13 protein-coding genes are annotated in these 19,968 nt (G+C 66.1%); all 13 read left to right on the top strand.

Going from position 1 to position 19,968, the window contains the following annotated elements; genetic code table 11:
* Nucleotides 1-38 precede the first annotated feature (38 nt).
* From BMZ57_RS17205 to BMZ57_RS17145, 13 genes are read left to right on the top strand one after another with little or no spacing between them, the layout of a single operon-like run.
* Nucleotides 39-5,495, top strand: coding sequence for a non-ribosomal peptide synthetase (locus BMZ57_RS17205; RefSeq protein WP_045792188.1), 5,457 nt, complete (start codon nt 39-41; stop codon nt 5,493-5,495).
* Nucleotides 5,492-7,225 carry an ABC transporter ATP-binding protein gene (locus tag BMZ57_RS17200; RefSeq protein WP_010210581.1) on the top strand — a complete coding sequence of 578 codons (1,734 nt, stop codon included), beginning with the start codon at nt 5,492-5,494 and terminating at the stop codon, nt 7,223-7,225. Before BMZ57_RS17205 ends, BMZ57_RS17200 begins: the two co-directional genes overlap by 4 nt.
* Complete coding sequence (locus tag BMZ57_RS17195) at nt 7,222-8,967, top strand: ABC transporter ATP-binding protein (RefSeq protein ID WP_021492003.1); 1,746 nt, start codon at nt 7,222-7,224, stop codon at nt 8,965-8,967. Before BMZ57_RS17200 ends, BMZ57_RS17195 begins: the two co-directional genes overlap by 4 nt.
* A complete protein-coding gene (locus BMZ57_RS17190; RefSeq protein WP_052806512.1) occupies nt 8,961-10,064 on the top strand; it encodes a saccharopine dehydrogenase NADP-binding domain-containing protein in 1,104 nt (367 codons plus the stop codon). Before BMZ57_RS17195 ends, BMZ57_RS17190 begins: the two co-directional genes overlap by 7 nt.
* On the top strand, nt 10,061-11,095 hold the full coding sequence (locus tag BMZ57_RS17185) for a class I SAM-dependent methyltransferase (RefSeq protein ID WP_044287152.1): 1,035 nt from the start codon (nt 10,061-10,063) through the stop codon (nt 11,093-11,095). The genes BMZ57_RS17190 and BMZ57_RS17185 overlap by 4 nt, the downstream gene beginning before the upstream one ends.
* Nucleotides 11,092-12,762, top strand: coding sequence for a class I SAM-dependent methyltransferase (locus BMZ57_RS17180; RefSeq protein WP_069673087.1), 1,671 nt, complete (start codon nt 11,092-11,094; stop codon nt 12,760-12,762). The genes BMZ57_RS17185 and BMZ57_RS17180 overlap by 4 nt, the downstream gene beginning before the upstream one ends.
* Nucleotides 12,759-13,937, top strand: a complete 1,179-nt coding sequence (locus BMZ57_RS17175; protein WP_069673088.1) for a cytochrome P450 — start codon at nt 12,759-12,761, stop codon at nt 13,935-13,937. The genes BMZ57_RS17180 and BMZ57_RS17175 overlap by 4 nt, the downstream gene beginning before the upstream one ends.
* Nucleotides 13,934-15,079 carry a Gfo/Idh/MocA family oxidoreductase gene (locus tag BMZ57_RS17170; RefSeq protein ID WP_010210589.1) on the top strand — a complete coding sequence of 382 codons (1,146 nt, stop codon included), beginning with the start codon at nt 13,934-13,936 and terminating at the stop codon, nt 15,077-15,079. Before BMZ57_RS17175 ends, BMZ57_RS17170 begins: the two co-directional genes overlap by 4 nt.
* The gene (locus BMZ57_RS17165) at nt 15,076-15,795 is read left to right on the top strand and encodes a VOC family protein (protein ID WP_031290816.1); all 720 of its coding nucleotides are present in this window, start codon (nt 15,076-15,078) and stop codon (nt 15,793-15,795) included. The genes BMZ57_RS17170 and BMZ57_RS17165 overlap by 4 nt, the downstream gene beginning before the upstream one ends.
* Nucleotides 15,788-17,386, top strand: a complete 1,599-nt coding sequence (locus BMZ57_RS17160; RefSeq protein ID WP_069673089.1) for a (2,3-dihydroxybenzoyl)adenylate synthase — start codon at nt 15,788-15,790, stop codon at nt 17,384-17,386. The genes BMZ57_RS17165 and BMZ57_RS17160 overlap by 8 nt, the downstream gene beginning before the upstream one ends.
* Nucleotides 17,383-18,141: a thioesterase II family protein gene (locus BMZ57_RS17155; RefSeq protein ID WP_069673090.1), complete on the top strand. Its 759-nt coding sequence runs from the start codon at nt 17,383-17,385 to the stop codon at nt 18,139-18,141. Before BMZ57_RS17160 ends, BMZ57_RS17155 begins: the two co-directional genes overlap by 4 nt.
* The gene (locus BMZ57_RS17150) at nt 18,138-18,446 is read left to right on the top strand and encodes an isochorismate lyase (protein WP_010210594.1); all 309 of its coding nucleotides are present in this window, start codon (nt 18,138-18,140) and stop codon (nt 18,444-18,446) included. Before BMZ57_RS17155 ends, BMZ57_RS17150 begins: the two co-directional genes overlap by 4 nt.
* On the top strand, nt 18,443-19,810 hold the full coding sequence (locus BMZ57_RS17145) for an isochorismate synthase (protein WP_069673091.1): 1,368 nt from the start codon (nt 18,443-18,445) through the stop codon (nt 19,808-19,810). Before BMZ57_RS17150 ends, BMZ57_RS17145 begins: the two co-directional genes overlap by 4 nt.
* Nucleotides 19,811-19,968: the final 158 nt, after the last annotated feature.

Here is a 19,968-nt window from a genome sequence, read left to right as displayed (position 1 = left end):
TGCCCGCGCAACCTCCCTTTTTCCCAGGAGCTGTACCCATGCCCGCCGCCAAACTGCTAAGCGAACTCAAATCCCTGGGCGTCGAACTCTGGCCCCAGGACGGACAACTGAAATTCCGTGCACCCCAGGGCCTGCTCGACACCGAGCGCCTGGCGCAATTGCGCGAACACAAGCAACAGATCCTGCACTTGCTAGAGACACAGGAACGCCCGCTCGTGCTGGCTGATCCGGCGCAACGCCACACGCCCTTCCCTCTCACCGATGTGCAGAACGCCTACCTGCTGGGCCGCCAATCGTCCTTCGGCTACGGTAATGTGGCCTGCCATGGCTATCTGGAACTGAGCTGGCCAAGCCTGGACCCACAGCAGGTGGAGCTGGCCTGGAACCGCTTGATCGCTCGCCACGACATGCTGCGCGCGGTGATCGCCAGTGAAGGCTCGCAGCGGGTGCTGGCCGACGTCGCCCACTATTCGCTGACCATTGCCGACCTGCGTGGCGCCACCCGCGCGCAGCACCAGCATACGGTGCAACAGATTCGCCAGGCCATGGAGCAGAAGCTTTACCCCACCGAGGTCTGGCCGCTGTTTGAGCTGCGCCTGAGCCGCAGTGACAACGGCGACACACTGCACTTCTCCATGGACTCCCTGATCGCCGACTGGGCCAGCGCGCAGCTGCTGTTCAATGAGCTGGAACTGTTGCTGCAGAATCCCCAGGCAGCCTTGCCAGCCCTCGACATCACCTTTCGCGACTACCTGCTGGCCGAGCGCAGTTTGCTCGAAGGCAGCCGCCACCAACGCGACCGTGATTACTGGCTGACACGCATCGACGCATTGCCCGCCGCACCGCAACTGCCGACGCCCCTGAGCGGCGAAGACACCCGCGAGCCACGGTTCCAGCGACACTCGGCGCGGCTTGAGCCGCGGCCATGGGCTGCCCTGAAAAGCGCAGCCAGCGAACGTAGCCTCACCCCATCGATCGTAGTGCTGGCAGCCTATGCCGCGACCTTGCAACGCTGGAGCCAGCAACCCGCCTTCAGCCTCAACCTGACATTGCTCAACCGCCTGCCGCTGCATCCACAGGTGGATCGCCTGGTGGGCGACTTCACCTCGGTCAGCCTGTTGCAGGTCAACGATCCCGAGGGCCTGGACTTCACCGCCCAGGCACGCCAGTTGGGCAACCAATTGTTTACCGACCTGGAGCACCGGTTGTTCTCCGGCATCCAGGTCATGCGCGAAATCGGTCGCCGCCGCGGGCGTGAAGCGGCGGCCATGCCGGTGGTCTTCACCAGCGCCATCGGCCTGGGGATTGAGGCGCCGCCGGCCAGTCAACGCCGGGTTGGCCACGGCATCACCCAGACGCCGCAAGTCACCCTCGATTGCCAGGTGATGGATGACGCCAATGGCCTGCACATTCATTGGGACGTGCGCCAGGGCGTGTTTCCCGACGGCCTGGTGGACGACATGCAGCAGGCGTTCGTCGCCGAATTGCAGTTGCTGGCCCTGGACCCGGCAGCCTGGGAACATCCGGTGCAAGTGCCGCTGCCGGCCTGGCAGCAGCGTGAACGCTTGGCGGCGAATGCTACCGCCGCCCCGTTGCCCACCGGCCGTCTGCATGACGGCCTGCTGGCCATGGCCTGGGAACATCCCCACGCCCTGGCGGTGATCGATGCCAGTGGCAGCCTGACCTACGCCGCCCTTGCCGAACGCGCGCTGGCGGTGGCGTCAGCCCTGCGTGAGGCGGGATGCGACGCGCAGGAACCGGTGGCGATCCTGATGCCCAAGGGACTCGACCAGGTGGTGGCAGCCTACGGCGTGTTGCTCGCCGGCGCCGCCTACCTGCCCCTGGACAGCAACGCTCCGGCCGCACGCCGCGACCGCGTACTGCGCAGCGCCAAGGTGCGGCATGTGCTGGGGCATTCCCTGGCGCAGCCCCATACGCCGTTGCCCGAGACATCGCAGTGGCACAGCGTGGACCGGCTGCCCTCGGCAGGCGCGGATTTCGAGCTGCTCGAAGGCAGCCCCGATCACCTTGCCTACGTGATCTACACCTCCGGCTCCACCGGCGAGCCCAAAGGCGTGATGATCAGCCATCGTGCCGCACTCAATACCGTGCAAGACATCAACCGACGCTTCGAGGTCAACGCCGATGACCGCGTACTGGGCCTGGCGCAGTTGAGTTTCGACCTGTCGGTGTATGACCTGTTCGGTCCCCTCGCCGTGGGCGGAACCCTGGTGCTGCCCGACCCCGCACGCGGCGCCGACCCATCGCATTGGGCCGAGCTGGTGCAGCGCCATCAGGTCACGCTGTGGAACTCGGTACCGGCACAGTTGCACATGCTCGCCGACTATCTGCACGCCGAACCCCGCCCACTGGACAGCCTGCGCCTGGCCTTGCTCTCCGGTGACTGGATCCCGCTGAATCTGCCCCCCCAACTCAAGGCGCTGCTGCCCGAACTGAAACTGGTGGGCCTGGGCGGCGCCACTGAAGCCTCGATCTGGTCGAACCTGCACCCTATCGGCGCCATCGACCCAGCGTGGCGCAGCATTCCCTACGGCCTGCCGTTGGCCAACCAAGGCTTTCGGGTACTCGACCACCACTGGCGCGATGCACCGACCTGGGTGCCGGGCGACCTGTATATCACCGGTGTCGGCCTGGCCCAGGGCTACCTGGGCGATATGGATTTGAGTGACGCACGCTTTTTTCCTCATCCGCTCGACGGTCAGCGCCTGTACCGCACCGGTGACCGTGGCCGCTACCTGCCGGGGGGTGAACTGGAATTCCTGGGCCGTGAAGACGGCCAGGTGAAAATTCGCGGGCACCGGGTGGAGCTGGGTGAGGTTGAGGCTGCACTGCTCGCCACCCCCGGCGTGGACAGTGCGGTCAGCCTGGTCAGTGGCGACCTGTTGGCGTTCGTCACCGCCGCACGCGCCGAACCCGAGCCGCTTCCAGGCGCGTCGTTGCTTACGGCGGTCAAACGCTATGCCGACAGCCAGGTGGGTAGTTTCGACGCGCAACAGGTGCGCGAGTATCAGGCTGACCTGAGTGCCGCCGCATTGAGTTCAATGCTGGAGGTGTTGCTCAAAGCCGGCCTGTTCAGCGGCGAACGGGCCGAACCGGACGCTGGCACAATCCTGCACGCCTTGCACGCCGAGCCGCGTCACCATTGGCTGGTACGCCGCTGGTTGGGCGCGCTGTGCGAGGCTGGTTTGCTGCGCTACACCCACTCGCACTACCGCCTCGCGCAACCCGCGCCCAACCCGGCACTGGCGTGGGGCCGGGTGGAACAGGCGGTCGCCTCGGGGCTGTGCAGCCAGGCGCTGCTCGACTACCAGCTCAAGCATGTGGGGCAACTGCCGCAACTGCTCAAGGGCGAGGTCAACCCGTTCGACCTGCTGTTCCCCCAAGGCCAACTGGACTTGGCATTGCAGCTGTATGGCGGTGACGCGGTGTCGCGCTACAACAACCACTGCATTGCTGCGCTGATCAATCGCCTGGCCACCCACCATCAAGGCGATGGCCCGCTGCGCATCCTCGAAATTGGCGCCGGTACTGGCGCCACCAGCGCGCCGGTCATCGGCTTGCTCGATGGGCTGGAAGTCGACTACCTGTTTACCGACATGACCGCGTTTTTCCTGCCGGCGGCCAAGCAACGCTTTGCTGAACAGGCCTGGGTGCGCTATGGCGTGTTGGACATCGACCAGGACATCCGCCCTCAGGGTCTGGCCAGCAACAGCGTGGATATCGTGCTGTGTGCGGGCATGCTCAACAGCGTCAAAGACATCGATAACGCCCTCGGCCAGATCACCGAATTGCTCAGTCCCGGCGGTTGGCTGGTGTTCAGCGAACCCACCGGTGAGTGGCCGCCGATCCTGCTGACCCAGGGCTTCATGATGACGCCGGTCAATGGCGACCACGACCAGGGCCGAAGTGGTCTACGTGACGCCGATATCTGGCAGGCGCGGGTCAAGGCCTTCGGTGGCGAATGCCTGCCTGCCCTGCCCCAGGCCGACCACCCGCTGGCCGCCCTCGGCATGCAGGTATTCGCCGCGCGCTTCAAGGCCGGCGTGCAGCGTCTGAGTGTCGACAGCCTACGCCGCGCCCTGGCCCAGCGCCTGCCGGACTACATGCTGCCAGCGCACCTGCAGGTACTCGACCGTTTGCCGCTGACCGCCAACGGCAAGGTCGACCGCAAGACGTTGGCCGGCTGGCGCCCTGCCGCCGATGCCCAGGCCTCCAGCAGTCAAGAAGCGCCGAGCGATCCGCTCACCGCCGAGTTGTGTCGCGTATGGGCCGACGCCCTGGGGCTGGCGCAGATCGGCGTCGAGGACAGCTTCTATGAAAAAGGCGCCGACTCGCTGATCCTCGCCCGTGTCGCCGGCCAACTGCGTGAGCAACTGCCCCAGGCCCAAAGCCTGAGCTACGACACCTTGTTGCGGCAGATGCTCAATGAGCCGAATGTCGCCGCCCTCGCGCGCCTGCTCAATCAGGGCAAAACCACGCCGGCCAGAGTTGCCGCCAGCGGTGAAGCGCAACGCTCATCCCGCAGCAACGCGCTGGTGGTACCGTTTGGCGGGGGTGAGGCCGGCCCGGTGCGGGTGATGTTCCATGCGGCCCTCGGCACCCTGGATTATTTCCAGCACCTGGGCCGCGCCCTTGCCGACCAGCAGGCGGGTCCGGTGATTGGCTTTGCCGTGGCGGACACCGAACAGTACCTGGCGCTGGAGCCCAAACGCCTGATCGAGAGCGTGGCCGAGGACTACGCCGAGCGCTTGATTGCCGACGGCCATCAACGTTTCCAACTGATCGGCTACTGCCTCGGCGGCCTGCTGGCCACTGAGGTTGCCCGACGCTTGCTCGAACGCGGCATGGAGGTGGTCGACTTGAGCCTGATCGACAGCATCCCGATGTTCATCGACACCGACGAAGAACTGGCCTACGAGGCGATCTTCGTGCCCAACCTGAACCTGGACCCGGTGAAAACCGTGTTCGGTGCGCACATCGAAGACTACGACGTCTACCGTGCCATCGACCTGTTGATGGCCCGCGACAACCGCCGCGTGCCGGCCGGGGCCATGGCGGCGTTGAGCGGCGATCCGGGGCTGGACGCGCTGGCGCTGGCGGTACAACAACAATCGGCGCGCAGCCAGGAGGAGCGCCTGGCCGAATACGCGCACCTGGCCTCAGGCCAGGCCGGCGTACCGATCGGCGCCGAACTGGTGCCGACGCTGTTCCGCGTGTGCCGCCACAGCATGCGTGCGGCGCGATTCGACCCGCCGCCGTTCCTCGGCAACATGACCTACCTGCGCTGCCTGGAGCAGCAATCGTTTGGTATCACCGGCGGCGTCGGTCATCTGGCCGCGCCGTTCTGGGAAGACGCCTGCCTGGGCCGCTTCGAGTTGATCGACGTGCCCGGCAACCATTTCAGCGTGATCGAACCGCCCCACGTCCACACCGTTACTGGGCACCTGCTTGAGGCCCTTCGGAAAAACTCATGACCACTGCCCTGGATACCCTGAAACGCCCGGTCAATCGCCTCATCCGCCTCGGTGTGGCGTTCGCCGCCCTCGGCGCATTGGTTAACCTGGTGCCCTTTATCGGCCTCACCGAACTGGGCCGCTTGCTGTTGGCCGGCAGCGCCGACAGCCAAACCCTGTGGCTGTGGGCCGCGCTGGTGGTGATCGCCCTGAGCGTAGGGTGGATGGCCAGCGGCGTGGCGCTGTGGTTGACCCATGTGGCTGACCACCGGCTGCAATCGAGTTTGCGCGAAGCCATGGTGCACAAGCTCGGGCGCGTGCCGTTGGGCTGGTACACCGACACCACCTCCGGCGCCGTGCGCAAGGTGGTGCAGGATGACCTCGAAGACCTGCACCATCTGGTCGCCCACCATGCGGTGGAACTCACCGCGGCCATCGTCACCCCGCTGGCGGGCTTGCTGTGGCTGGCCACGCTGAACTGGCGGCTGGCGCTGCTGGCGGTGCTGACGCTGCCCATCTACGCAGTGGCCTACACCCTGATGATGCGCGGCTTCGGCGCCAAGATGCAGTTGCTGGACAAGAGCATGACCCGGGTCAGCGCGGCAATTGTCGAGTTCGTGCACGGCATTGCCGTGGTCAAAGCGTTCGGCCAGGTCGGCCAGGCGCATCGCAGCTATCAGCAGGCGGTCAACCAGTTCAGCGAGCAGTACGCCGGCTGGGTCAGGCCGCTGCTGCGCCTGGAAGCCTTTTCTTCGATGGCCCTGAGTGTGCCGGTGATCCTGCTGGTAAGCCTGGGGGTCGGCAGCCTGTTGCTAGCGTACGGCTGGATCACGCCGCTGGAACTGTTCGCCGAAACCCTGGTAGCGGTGGTCATCCCGCAATCGCTGCTGGTGATCAACCAGAGCCTCACGGCCCAGCGCACGGCCCTGGCAGCAGCCGATCGCATCGAAGCACTGCTGGACGTCGAGGAACTGCCCACGCCCAAGGCCTGCGTCCAACCCCAAGGCAGCGACATCCGCTTTGAACAGGTGCAGTTCGGCTACGACGCCGAGCACCTGATCCTCAAGGGCGTCGACTTGCACTGTCCAGCCGGCAGCGTCACCGCATTGGTCGGTGCATCCGGTGCCGGCAAGTCGACTCTGGCCAAGCTGGTGCCGCGCTTTCATGACGTCAACGCCGGCCGCATCTGCGTGGGTGGCGCCGATGTGCGTGAGATCGACCCGCGCCAGTTGTATCGACACGTGGGCTTCGTGTTGCAGGACGCGCAGCTGGTGCACGGCACAGTCGCCGATAACCTGCGCCTCGGCCGCCCCGACGCCAGCGATGCGGAGGTCGTGGCGGCGGCGCGATCGGCGCAGATTCATGCGCGTATCCAGGCCCTGCCCCGGGGTTATCAATCGGTGATCGGCGACGATGCGGTCTTCTCCGGTGGCGAAGCGCAGCGCGTGTCCATCGCCCGCACCCTGCTGGCGGACACGCCGGTGTTGATCCTCGATGAAGCCACCTCCCACGCCGACCCCGAATCCGAAGCGCTGATCCAGGACGCCCTGTCGGCCCTGGCACGTGGTCGCACGGTGCTGGTGATTGCCCATCGCCTCGCAAGCATCAGCGGGGTCGACCAGATCGTCGTTCTCGACCAGGGCCGCGTGCTGGAAAGCGGCTGCCATGAACAACTGCTGAAAGCCAACGGCGCCTATGCCCGAATGTGGCGAGCAGGTGCCGAAACCCCTGCCTTGGAGATGTCTTTGTGATCCGTAGCCTTGTGACCTTACTGGGCCCGCCCCATGCCTCGCGTCTCTACCGTTACCTGGCGTGGCTGGTGACCAGTGCCGTGCTGCAAGGCCTGGCCGTGGCCCTGTTGGTGCCGATCCTGCACGCGCTGTTCGTCGGCGACTTGCCCAGCGCCATGACCTGGCTGGCGGGCCTGGCGGCGATGGTAGTGCTGACCTGCATCGCCCACTACCAGCAGGCCATGAAGGGTTTTGCCCTAGCTCTGCTGGTGCTGACGACGTTGCATGATCGTCTCGGCCAGCACTTGGTCAGCCTGCCCCTGGGCTGGTTCAACTCGGAAAAGGTTGGACGCCTGTCGCGCAGCGCCACCAGCGGCACGTTGATGGTCACCGGTTTGTTTGCCCATTACCTGGGGCCGGTGGTGTCCGGGGTAGTGGTGCCGGCCACCGTGGCACTGACCCTGTTCGTGTTCGACTGGCGCCTGGGCCTGACGGCCGTGCTGTGTGCGCCGTTGATCTACTTCGCCCATCACTGGTCGGCCGCCGCCATCGGCAGCAACGATGCGCGGGTGGAAGCCGCCGCGACCCTGGCCGGCAACCGGGTGGTGGAGTTCGCCCGCTACCAGCAAGTACTGCGCGCGTTTGGTCGCACCCAGGACGGCTACGCGCCGTTGCAGGCGGCCAATCAGGCGCAAAAGCAGGCCGGTGGTTCGATGCTGTCGCAGACCTTTCCCAAGCTGCTCGCTGGCGGTTTGACCGTGCAGCTGGCGTTCGCGCTGCTGGTAGGCGTGGGCATTACCCTGGCTGCCCATGGTGAAATCGATGCCATCCAGCTGGTTGCCCTGCTCGCCCTGGCAGCGCGGTTTGTGGGGCCATTGGCCGAAGCTGCTGCACGCAGCGGTCTATTGCGCATGGCCGGCAACGACCTGGATCAGTTGGTGGGCATCCTGCGTGAGCCGTCGCTGCCCGAGCCCGTCGTCAGCCAGCCCTTGTCCGCGCCGGGCAGCCTGGCCTTCGAACAGGTGAGCTTCGCCTACCCCAGTGGCCCGACGGTGCTGCAGGATCTGACCTTCAGCGCCCCGGCCCATTCAATGACCGCGATTGTCGGCGCCTCGGGTTCGGGCAAGACCACCGTCACTCGCCTGCTGATGCGCTTTTTCGATACCACCACGGGCAGCGTCAAGGTCGGCGGCGTGGACGTGCGTGAACAGTCCAGCGAGGCGCTGATGGCGCAACTGTCGCTGGTGATGCAGGACGTGTACCTGTTCGACGACAGCCTGGAAGCGAACATCCGCGTGGGCAGCCCGGACGCCAGTGCCCGCGACGTCGCCGAAGCGGCACGGCTGGCCGGTGTGGATGAAATCGTCGCACGCCTGCCCCAGGGCTGGAACACGCCGGTGGGCGAAGGCGGCGCATCGTTATCCGGGGGCGAACGCCAGCGCGTCTCACTGGCCAGGGCGTTGCTCAAGCGTGCGCCCATCGTGCTGCTGGACGAAGCCACTGCTGCACTCGACCCGCACAACGAAGCCTTCGTACAAGCCGCGATTCAGCGCCTGATGCAAAACTCGACCGTGCTGGTGATCGCCCATCGCTTGCCGACCATCATGGCCGCCGACCAGATCCTGGTCCTGGACCAGGGGCGTCTGGTGGAATCGGGCACCCACGCGCAACTGCTCAGCCTCAACGGTCGTTATGCCGGGTTCTGGCATGACCGTCAGCGCGCCGGCGGCTGGCGCCTGAATGCGCAGGCCCAGCCATGCTGATCGGGGTGCTGGGTGCCAGTGGTGACGTCGGCCTGGCCAGCGCGCAGGCCTTGTTGAGCCTGGGCCTGCACAACCTGCGCCTGGGCGGGCGTGACGCGCACACCGGCGCGCGTTGCCTGGCGCGGCTGCATCAGCAATGGCCGGATGCTCGGTTGCAATGGACGGCCGTGGACTTCAACGACACGCCCGCACTGGCCAGGTTCGCCCGTGGCTGCGACGTGCTGCTCAATTGCGCCGGCCCCTCCTGGCGCGTGGCGGACCGTGCCGCACAGGCCGCCTTGAAAGCCGATGCACATTACGTCGACGCCGCCGGCGATATACACCTCGACCCGGCCCTATGGCGCGGGCGTAGCGCGGTGCTTGGCGCGGGCCTGCAACCGGGGCTCACCGGCCTGCTACCGCGCTGGCTGGCTGCGCAAGGGTTCACTCGGGTGCAGGGCCTGACCAGCTATTTCGGCCTGCGCGACCAATTCACGGCGGTGGCCGCGGACGACTTCCTGCAAGGTGCGGTTGACGGCTCCAGCGAGCCCTTGGCGGCCTGGCACAACGGCCGGTGCAGCCGCGCACTGAGGCGCCGTCGCGATGTGCTGCTGCCGTGTTTCCCCGGCCCGGTGCATGTGCTGCCCTACTTGAACGAGGAAGGCGAACGCCTGGCCAGGGACCTGCACCTGGAGACAGGCCAGTGGTTCAACGTGATAACCGACGGGCATGTGCTCAACGCCCTCGACCAGGCGCACAACCTGCCGCGTGCCGAAGCGGTGCAACGCTTATGCACGGCCAGCCAGTTGGACCTCAGTGGCCAGCCACCCTTTGTCACGTTGTTGCTGCAACTCGATGGTCTCTGCGACGGCCAAGCGTGCACTCGCAGTCTGGTACTCAGCGGCGCCGGCAATGCGGCACTGACCGGCGCCATGGCGGCGATCACCGTAGTGAGTGTGCTCGAAGGCGAAATCCGCCCCGGCTGCCATCACGCCGCCCACGCCTTGCCGCCCGCCGCCAGCCTTGAACGCCTGCAACGCACCTCGTCGATCCGCACGCTGAACCTGCTGGACCACCCGCTCGAACACCTGCAAGACGCCGAAGAAGGTTGCCTATGAACACCGCCCTCAACGCACTGAAACAATTGAGCCTGGGCGTCATGGCTGACGTGCTCCTGCATACGCAGGCCTTGCCGATGCAGGTGTGGCGAACAGCCGAACACCTTAACCAGGCCCTCGGTACGGCACCGCGCCATGCCTGGATTGTGCGGCGCTGGCTGGCGGCGTTGTCGCGTGCCGGAGCCGTGCGTGAAGACAACGACCGGTTTGCCTGGCACGGCACGCCGCCACAAGCAGCCATCGGCGATCTACCAACGTTGTATGCGGAACTGGGCTTCCCGCCGAGCATGGCGCAACTGCATGCCCAGGTCATCGAGCGCCTGCCCGAGTTGCTGCGCGACCAGATTGCCCTGGCGCCTTTGTTGGTGCTTGCCGGGGACCCGGTGGCGGTACTCGGTGCGTACCAGCACAACCACTTCACCGCCGCGATCAATCAGGCGCTGGCGGCCCGCGCGCGGGAGGCCGGCAAGGCCGACGAAGTGCTGCAAGTGCTGGAACTCGGCGCCGGCGCCGGCTGCACCACCCGCGCTGTACTCGCGGCCCTGGAAGACCGCGAAAAGGTCTATCGATTCACCGACCTCAGCGCCCTGTTTACCGGCGCGGCTCGTCGCCAGTTCCGCCTGGAGCCAGGCGTGCAATTCAACCTGCTCGACCTCGATCGCGACTTCAGCGAACAAGGCATCGAACCCCGCAGCCAGGACCTGGTAATTGCCGGCAACGTGCTGCACAACGCCTGCGACCTGCCGCGCAGCCTGGCGCGAATCCGCGATTGCCTGCGCGACGGCGGCACCCTGCTGTTCAGCGAATCCATCGCCGACAACCCGGCGATGCTGACCTTCATGCACCTGTTGCTATCCCCGCCAGCCGGCGCCCCGCCAAGGGCCACCGATGAGGTGTTCCTCTCACCCGACGCCTGGCGCCTGGCCCTGCACGCCGCGGGTTTTGAGTTGCTCGACCTATGGCCCGCCGCGACCGACCCGCTGGCCGTCGCCGGGCAACGTCTGTTCCATGCCACAGGAGTTTCCCGATGAACGTCGATACCCTGCTGATCGACCTGCCCACTGCGCCCTGGCAACTGCCTGCATTTACCGACCTGGGCGTTCATCAGTTGGCGCCCGCCCGGCTGCTGGCCTTGCTTGAGCGCCAACGCCCCGCGGTAGTGATGATGAGCGCCGAACAGCTGGAGTGCCTGCTGGATTTCCCCGCGCTGGCGCTGAGTGATCTCAGCCACCTGCAACAGTTGCTGTTCGTCAGCAACCGCTCCGGTGACTGGAAGCTCGCGGAGCGAGCGGCGGCGCACCTCGATTGCAGCGTCCAAGGCTTCACGGAGCAATGGCACGACTTGGCCAGCATCAAGCTCGCGCATCAACGCTGGCGTGAGCGCGCGATGGACCATCCCCAAGTCAATGCCGCGGCCCTGCACGGTCAGACGCTGTTCGTGGTCCCGCGTCCTTGCGCGAGCATGCCGGTAGACGATCACCTGGCCGCAACCGAGGCGGCGCTCGACCAACAATTTGAAGCCGCACAGCTGAGGGAGGCAGTGCGACTCAATGACCGATTGGGCCATGCCGCGTTGCTCTCCATGCTCAATGGGCTTGAGCAGTGCGGGCTGCTGCCTGCACCGCTCAATGACGTGGCCCACAGCCTGGCGCTGGCCGGCATTGCCCCCGGTCACCGGCCTTTGATTGCACGCTGGCTCGATGTGCTGCAATCCCAGGGCCTATTGCAACGTGCCGCCGATAGGTTGCAGCCCACCCTCGACGCAGATGCCTGGAGCGATGCCGCCCTTGAACGTATTTGGGCGCAGTTGAGCGTGGACTGGGCGCGGAATACCGGCGGCAGCGGCACCCTCGACTATGCGCGGGAGAATGCGCGGCAGTTGCCGTCGTTGATGCGCGGTGAATGTGCGGCGGTGCATCTGCTGTTTCCCGAAGGCCGCACCGAACGCGCGACAGCGCTGTACCGCGAAAGCCTGGCGGCGCAATACCAGCACCGCGCCGTCGCCCACTGGATCGGCGCCTGGGCCGCACGCCAGCCGGCCGGTGTGCCGCTGCACGTGCTGGAAGTCGGCGCTGGCACCGGTTCCACCACCCAGGCGGTGTTGCCCACGTTGGCCAATGCCAATGTGGACTACCTGTGCACCGACGTATCGCGCTACTTCAGCGAGCAAGCCGCCGAGCGGCTCAAGGGCTGGTCGTGGGTGCGCCACGGCGTGTTCGATATCGACCGCCCAGCCCTGGCCCAGGGTTATCCAAGCCAGACCTGGGACCTGATCGTCGCCGGTGGCGTGCTGAATGCGGCCCGCGACACCGAACGTTCCCTGGCCACCCTGCTCGCTTTGCTCAAACCGGGCGGCTGGCTGGTGTTCAGCGAACCGACGCAGGAAGCATTCTGGGTGATGGCCTCCCAGGCTTTCATGCTCAACCAGGCCAGCGACGAGCGCCAACTCAGCAGCGCCACATTTCTGGACCTAATGCAATGGCAAAGCGCACTGGCGCGGGCCGGCTTCCACGGCAACCGCAGCCTGCCCGCCGCCGCACACCCGCTGGCGAGCCTGGGCCATCGCGTATTCGCAGCTCAGGTCCCGGCCCAACGCCTGAGCCGCGCCGCACTGAAGGCCCATCTGGAAGACCCCGCGCTGCAGCTGGAACTGCTCGACCATTTGCCCGACTTCAGCACCGCCAAGGACTTGCCATGACCCCGCTGGACTACCCTTTCAACCGCTTCACCGACCTGAAGCTGGCCGAGCCCTATCGCCATGCCCAGCAGGCACCGGGGCTGTTGCGCATCCAGATGCCCATCGGCGCCCCCGCCTGGCTCGCCACCCGCTACGACGATGTTCGCCTGGTGTTGGGCGACCGGCGCTTCAGCCGCAGCGAGGTGTTTCGCCGCGACGACAGCCCCCGCGCGTTTCCGCGCATCGCCGGTGGCATCGTGATGATGGACCCGCCGCAACTCACGCGAATTCGCTCGCGCGCCGCCCAGGCCTTCACCCGTCGCCGCGTCGAAGCCCTGCGCCCCCACGCCCGCGATTACGCTCACCAGTTGATCGACCGTATGCTCGCCGCCGGCCCGCCTGCCGACCTGGTCAACGACTACGCCCTGCCGCTGCCCCTGGCACTGATCTGCGAGCTGCTCGGTGTACCGGTTCAGGACCGTGATCGCTTCAAGGTGTGGAACGATTCACTGCTGTCAACCCGCACCGAGGACGCAGCCCAAACCCAACGTCACTTGGGTGAACTGGCCGCGTACATCAAAGGCCTGGTGGCCGAGCGTCGACGCGAACCGCGGGATGACTTCATGACCGCCTTGACCCAGACCGACGACAAAGGCGAGTCCCTCAACGAGGAGCAATTGCTGCTGTTGTGCATTGCGATCCTGGTCGCCGGTTACGAAGGCAGTGCCGCGCAGATCCCCAATTTCATCCAGGTGCTGCTGGACAACCCCACCCAGTGGCAACAGCTCAAGGCCGATCCCGAGCAGATACCGCAGGCGGTCGAAGAGCTGCTGCGCTACATCCCGCTGGCCTCGGCGGCGATGTTTGTGCACTACGCGCTGGAAGACATTCAGGTCGGTGAAACCCTGGTGCGCCAGGGCGACGCGGTGTTCGCCTCCATCGGCGCCGCCAACCATGACCCCGCACGCTTTGAAAACCCGCAGGCGCTGGACCTGCATCGGGATGCCAACGGCCATTTCGGCTTCGGCCATGGCCTGCATCACTGCATCGGCTCGGCCCTGGCACGGGTCGAATTGCAGGAGGCGCTGCACGCCCTGGTGGTGCGCCTGCCCGACCTGCAACGCTGCGGCGAAGTGCAATGGAAAACCGCGACGTTTTTTCGCGGCGCCCACTGCCTGCCGGTGACCTGGTCATGAGCCGCCCGCCTGTACGCAAACGCGTGGTCATTGCTGGCACCGCGTTCGGCCGTATTTACCTGCAAGCCCTGGCGCGCGCTCAAGCCGACTACGAACTGGTGGGCATCCTGTCACGCGGCAATGCCTACTCCCGCGCCTGCGCCGCGCACTATGGCGTGCCGCTGTACGAGGCTGTGGAGCAAGTGCCGGATGACGTCGATATCGCCTGCGTGGTGGTGCGCTCAGGCGCCACCGGCGGCGCCGGCAGCGAGCTGGCCCAGCACCTGCTGCGGCGGGGCATCCATGTGCTCCAGGAACACCCGGTGCACCACCGCGAAATCGCTGCGTGCATGCAGGCCGCGCGCCAGGGCCGCGCGGCTTATGCGGTGAACACGCTGTACCCGAATATCCTCGCGATCCGGCGTTTTCTCACCGTGGCCGAGTACCTGCGCGAACAGCAGGGGCTGGCGTATATCGACGCAGCTTGCAACAGTCAGGTCGCCTACCCGCTGCTGGACATTCTCGGGCGTCTCGCCGGGGGTATGCGGCCCTGGGTGTTCGCAGCGCCGGGTGCCGGAGTCGGGACGCAACCCTTCACGCGGCTCAACGCGCGTTTCAACGGTGTACCGATCAGCCTGCGCATTCAGAACCAGGTGCACCCCCAGGACCCGGACAACCATTCCTTCCTGTTGCATCGCCTCGAAGTGGGCTGCGAAGCCGGCGTGCTGAGCCTGGGTGACACCCATGGCCCGGTGCTCTGGAACCCGCGCCTGCACGCCCCACGGGACAACACCGACCGCTTGATCATGGCCGGCCCCGGCAGCGAACGCCTGGCCGGTCCGACCATGGTGGTGCTCGACCCGCAGACCCCGGCGAGCTACCACCAGGTGTTCAACCAGGTCTGGCCCGATGCAGTCACTGTCGCCCTCGGCGAGCTGTGTCGCGACATCGATGAACCCGCACGCCGCCTGCGCAGCGGTGTGTGGGCCACCGAGGTGTCCATGGCCTGGCGCGAAATGAACAGCCTGATCGGCATGCCTGAACTGATCGAACCACCGGTGCCGCGTGCACTGCCACTGGCCGAACTCCAGGCCCGTGCCGACGCCGTACACCCCCCTTGCGGTGACGACACCGCCCAACTGCTGGGAGCCCTGCCGTTTTGAACACTGCCCAACCCTCTTCCGCATGCAGCCATGTGCTGCTGTGGGTGCGCGATCTGCACCAGGCCGTAGCGAATTTCCGCGCTGCCGGCTTCGAGGTCACTTACGCCACTGCCGAGGCCAGCGCGCAACACGCGCACATCTGGTTCAGCCAGGGGCCGATCATCGAACTGCTGACCACGCCTCGGCATGCCTGGCTGTTCAAGTGGCCCATCGACTGCCTCGCCGGCCGGGGGGCCGGACGGCGCATGTTGCGTTGGGCCGCCCAGGGCGAAGGCTTCTGCGACCTCGCCCTGCTGTGCGAAGACCCGGCCCTGGCGCCGCGCCTCAAGAGCCTCGCGGCCTGCGGCGTGCACATGGGGCGCACGGTGAACTGGCGACGCACCTGCGCCGATGGCAGTCAAACACGCTTTCGCTTCGTGTACCCGCGCCATGACCGCCTGCCATTCCTGGTCACGCCCTACTCACCTTCCCAGCACCCGGCGCGCAGGGTGCACCCCAATGGCGCCACCGGGTTGGCCGCGATTCTTCTGGGCGTACACCCCGACGATCACCCCGCCCTCAACTTACTGGCCGGCGATGACCCGCTGCTGCGCCTGCAACCGGCCACGCACACCGGCGTACAAGCGGTGCATATCACCGGCCTTGCGCACCCGTTGAATTTGCACGGCGCCCAGTTGTTGAGCTGCCCGACTGCCCAAGGAGATTGCCATGCTTGATGGATGTACTGACTGGCCCGACGACTTTATCCACCGCTACCGCGAGCAAGGCTACTGGCGCGGCGCGCCCCTGGGCGAACTGCTGCGCGAGCAGGCCCGGCGTACGCCGCACAAAGAAGCGTTGGTAGACGGCACTCGGCGCTGGACCTACGCCGACCTCAACCATCAGGCCGACTGTCTGGCCGCCGGTCTCGCTGAGCGCGGGCTGGTGGCTGGCCAGCGGGTGCTGGTGCAGTTACCGAATGTCGCCGAATTCTTCAGCCTGACCTTCGCCCTGCTGCGCCTGGGCGTCATTCCGGTGTTTGCGTTGCCGGCCCATCGTGAACATGAACTGGCGCACCTGGCGCACCTCAGCCAGGCGGTGGCCTATGTGATTGTCGATCAGCATCTGGGCTTCGACTATCGCCCGTTGGCGCGCACGCTGCGTGCGCAAGTGCCGAGCCTGCAACAGGTGTGGGTGGTCGGCGCCGCCGAGGAGTTTGTGCCCCTGGCGCAGTGTGTCGCCAGCCCGCGAGAATGGTCGCAGCCAGATTCGCGAGAGGTGGCAGTGTTGCTGCTGTCCGGCGGCACCACCGGCCTGCCCAAGCTGATCCCGCGCACCCATGACGACTACGCGTGCAATGCGCGCCTGGCGGCCCAGGCGTGTGGGTTCGATGCCGATACGCGTTACCTCGCCGCATTGCCGGTGGCGCACAACTTCCCCCTCGCCTCCCCCGGTGCGCTGGGCGTGTTCAGCGTCGGTGCCACCCTGGTGCTGGCGCCGGAACCGAGCCCGGACACCGCCTTCGAACTGATCGAACGCGAACGCATCACCCACACCGCCCTGATCCCGCCACTGGTACTGCTGTGGCTGGAAGTCGCGCAATGGTCCGATAACGACCTGAGCAGCCTGCAATGGCTGCAGGTCGGCGGTGCCCGGCTCAAGGCCGAGATTGCCGCACGCATCCGCCCGGCCCTGGGCTGCGGCCTGCAACAGGTGTACGGCATGGCCGAGGGTTTACTGTGTTTCACGCCGCTGGATGATCCGCAGGCGTTGGTGTTTGACACCCAGGGACTACCGCTGACCGCCGACGATGAGATCCGCATCGTCGACGCCGACGACCAGCCGGTAGCACCTGGTGCCATTGGTGAATTGCTGGTGCGTGGTCCCTACACCATTCGCGGCTATTACAACGCCGCCGAGCAGAACCAGCGCGCCTTTACCGCCGACGGTTTTTACCGCAGCGGCGACCTGGTGCGGCGCCTACCCGAAGGGCATTTGATCGTCGAGGGACGCAGCAAGGACGTGATCAATCGCGGTGGCGAGAAAATCCCCGTGGAAGAGATCGAGAACCTGCTGCTCGGCCACCCACTGATTCGCGATGTAGCGCTGGTGGCCCTGGCCGACGAGCTGTTGGGGGAACGCAGCTGCGCCTGTGTGCTGGCCCACGGCGAGCAGGTCGACCTGGCCTCGATCAACGCCTGGCTGCGTGAACGTGGGCTGGCCGCCTACAAATTGCCGGATCGCTTGCAGGTGCTGCGCGAGTTCCCGCTGACGCGCCTGGGCAAGGTCAACCGCAAGGCCCTGGCAGAGCAGGTGCTGGCGCTATGAACGGCGCTGCATCGCCGTGGCTGCGCGTGCTGCGAGAAAGCGAACTGGCGCGGGCGCGCTTGGTGTGCCTGGCGCATGCCGGGGGCAGCGCGAGTTTTTTTCGTCCGTGGCTGGCGCACCTGCCGGGGGATATCGACCTGTTGGCCGTGCAGTATCCAGGGCGTGAAGAGCGTTTCAACGAAACGCATATCCCGTGCTTGGAGAGCCTGGCCATGCACATTGCCGCAGCGCTGCAAACGCTGCCCGCCCGGCCCTTGCTGCTATTCGGCCACAGCATGGGCGCCACCCTCGCCTACGCCGTGGGGGTGCGCCTGCAGGCGGCAGGTTGTGGAGCCACCCATGTGTTCGTCTCGGGCCACGCGCCTGCGCACCGGCAACCGCCCAGTGACCTGCACCGCCAGGACGACGCCACGCTGATCGCCGATATCCTGCGCCAGGACGCCGACGCCGCCGGCCTGTGGGCCAACCCGCAACTGCGTGCGCTGTTCCTGCCGACCCTGCGCAGCGACTACCAGGCCATCGAAACCTGGCGGCCCAAGCAGCTTGCCCGCTTGACGGCGCCACTCGATGTGCTGCTGGCCCGTGATGACGCGGAAGTCAGCCTTGAGCAGGCCCGCGACTGGGCCGATCTCAGCCATCACACCCCGGATATTCGCCTGTTCGAGGGCGACCACTTTTACCTCAAGCACCAACCACGACCGGTGATCCATCACCTGTTGCAACGCACTGCCTACCTTCAGGGAGACTCGGTATGAAAACCCCGGAACACTGCACCGGCCTTTCGGACATTCGTCAGGCCATCGACAGCCTCGACCAGCAGATCATCGACGCCCTCGGCCTGCGCATGCAGTACGTCAAGGCCGCCTCCGCGTTCAAACCTGACCAGGCCAGCATCGCCGCGCCGGAACGCGTCGCAGCGATGTTGCCGCAGCGCCGTCAATGGGCGCAGGCGGTCGGGCTGGACGGTGAGTTTATCGAGGGGCTGTTCAACCAGATCATCCACTGGTACATCGCCGAGCAGACCGCCTTCTGGCTGCAGAAAAAGAGCAAGGTGGTATGAACGAGAACGCGTTGCTCAAGGTGTTCCAGACCGCGCACCAGCGTGCGGTGGCGTATCAAAGGCCAGTCATGGCTGTTTCTTCATACGCCGCGCCGACGCTGGAAGCCCTGGCCCTTTATGAAGCCCACAGGCAGGGGTTCTTCTGGTGCACGCACTCGCCGGACCTGGCGCTGTTCGGCCTGGGTTGCGCCTGGCAGATCGAGGCCAGCGGCCCCCGGCGCATGCTCGACGTGGACCGCCAATGGTTCGCCCTGTGCGCCGACGCGGTAATCGTTGGGTCCAAGGCACCGTTGCTGCTGGGTGGCATGCGCTTCGATGAACAGCGGCCGTGCGCCCCCCATTGGGCCGCCTTCGCTGACGCCAGTTTTCATCTGGCCCATTGGCTGCTCAGCGAAGACGCCCACGGCCGCTGGCTGCGCTGCCAGCGGGTAGTCGGACCCGACAGCGACCCGCAGGCATTGGCTCGCGACAGCCTGGCGGCCTATGCACAATTGCTCAACCCTCCCGCCGCGACGGCCACTGCGCCCGACGTCATCGAACGCATTGCACTGCCTTCCCGGCAATGGCAGGGTAAGGTCGATAGGGCATTGCAGGCCATTTCAGCTGGCGATTTGAACAAAGTGGTGTTGGCGCGGCATATCGAGTACCAACTGGACGCGTCCCTCGACAGTGGAGCAGTGATGCAGCGTCTGCACGCACGCAGCAACGCGTCCCACCTGTTCGCGCTGCACCGTGGCGAGCATTGCTTCATGGGTGCCACGCCCGAACGGTTGCTCAGTTGTCAGGAGGGTCGTCTGACCACCCATGCCCTGGCAGGCAGCGCGCGACGTGGCATGACGGCCAACGAGGATCACGCTATCGGTGAACGGCTCCTGGCCGATCCCAAGGAGCAACATGAACACCGACTGGTGGTGCAGACCATTACCCAAGCCCTGGACGGCAAGGTCAGCGACCTCCAGGCCGCGTCATCCCCCAACCTGCTGAAGCTGGCCAACGTGCAGCACCTGAGCACGCCGATCATGGCGCAACTCAACTCGGACAAGCGTTTGCTGGACGGTATCCACGCGCTGCATCCAACGCCGGCGGTGGGTGGATTGCCAACTGCGACCGCCATGGACTTCATCCGTCGCCACGAAGGCTTCGACCGGGGCTGGTATGCGGCGCCTGTGGGTTGGCTGGATTCACAGGGTAACGGTGACTTCCTGGTGGCTCTGCGCTCGGCGCTGATCGCCCCTCGGCACTGTCATTTGTTCGCGGGGTGCGGGATTGTTGAGGGCTCTCAGCCTGCCGAGGAGTATGAGGAGACCCAAATCAAGCTTGCCAGCATGGAGCAGGCACTCTTGCTCGTCCCCCCCCGGCCCTAATCAGACGCCTCTTTGAGCACCTCATAAATGAGGTCGGAGGCTATGGCGACGAGGATCAAATCAGTGCCCGCCTCCAAGAGAACAACGGGCGGACCGTCTGGCTGACCTGCGCAGATTCCGGCAGCGCGCGGGCAATCGAGACGGCCACATCGTCCCCT

This window comes from Pseudomonas simiae, from assembly GCF_900111895.1.
GTDB lineage: Bacteria > Pseudomonadota > Gammaproteobacteria > Pseudomonadales > Pseudomonadaceae > Aquipseudomonas > Aquipseudomonas simiae.
This window is presented reverse-complemented; position numbering and strand designations above follow the sequence as displayed.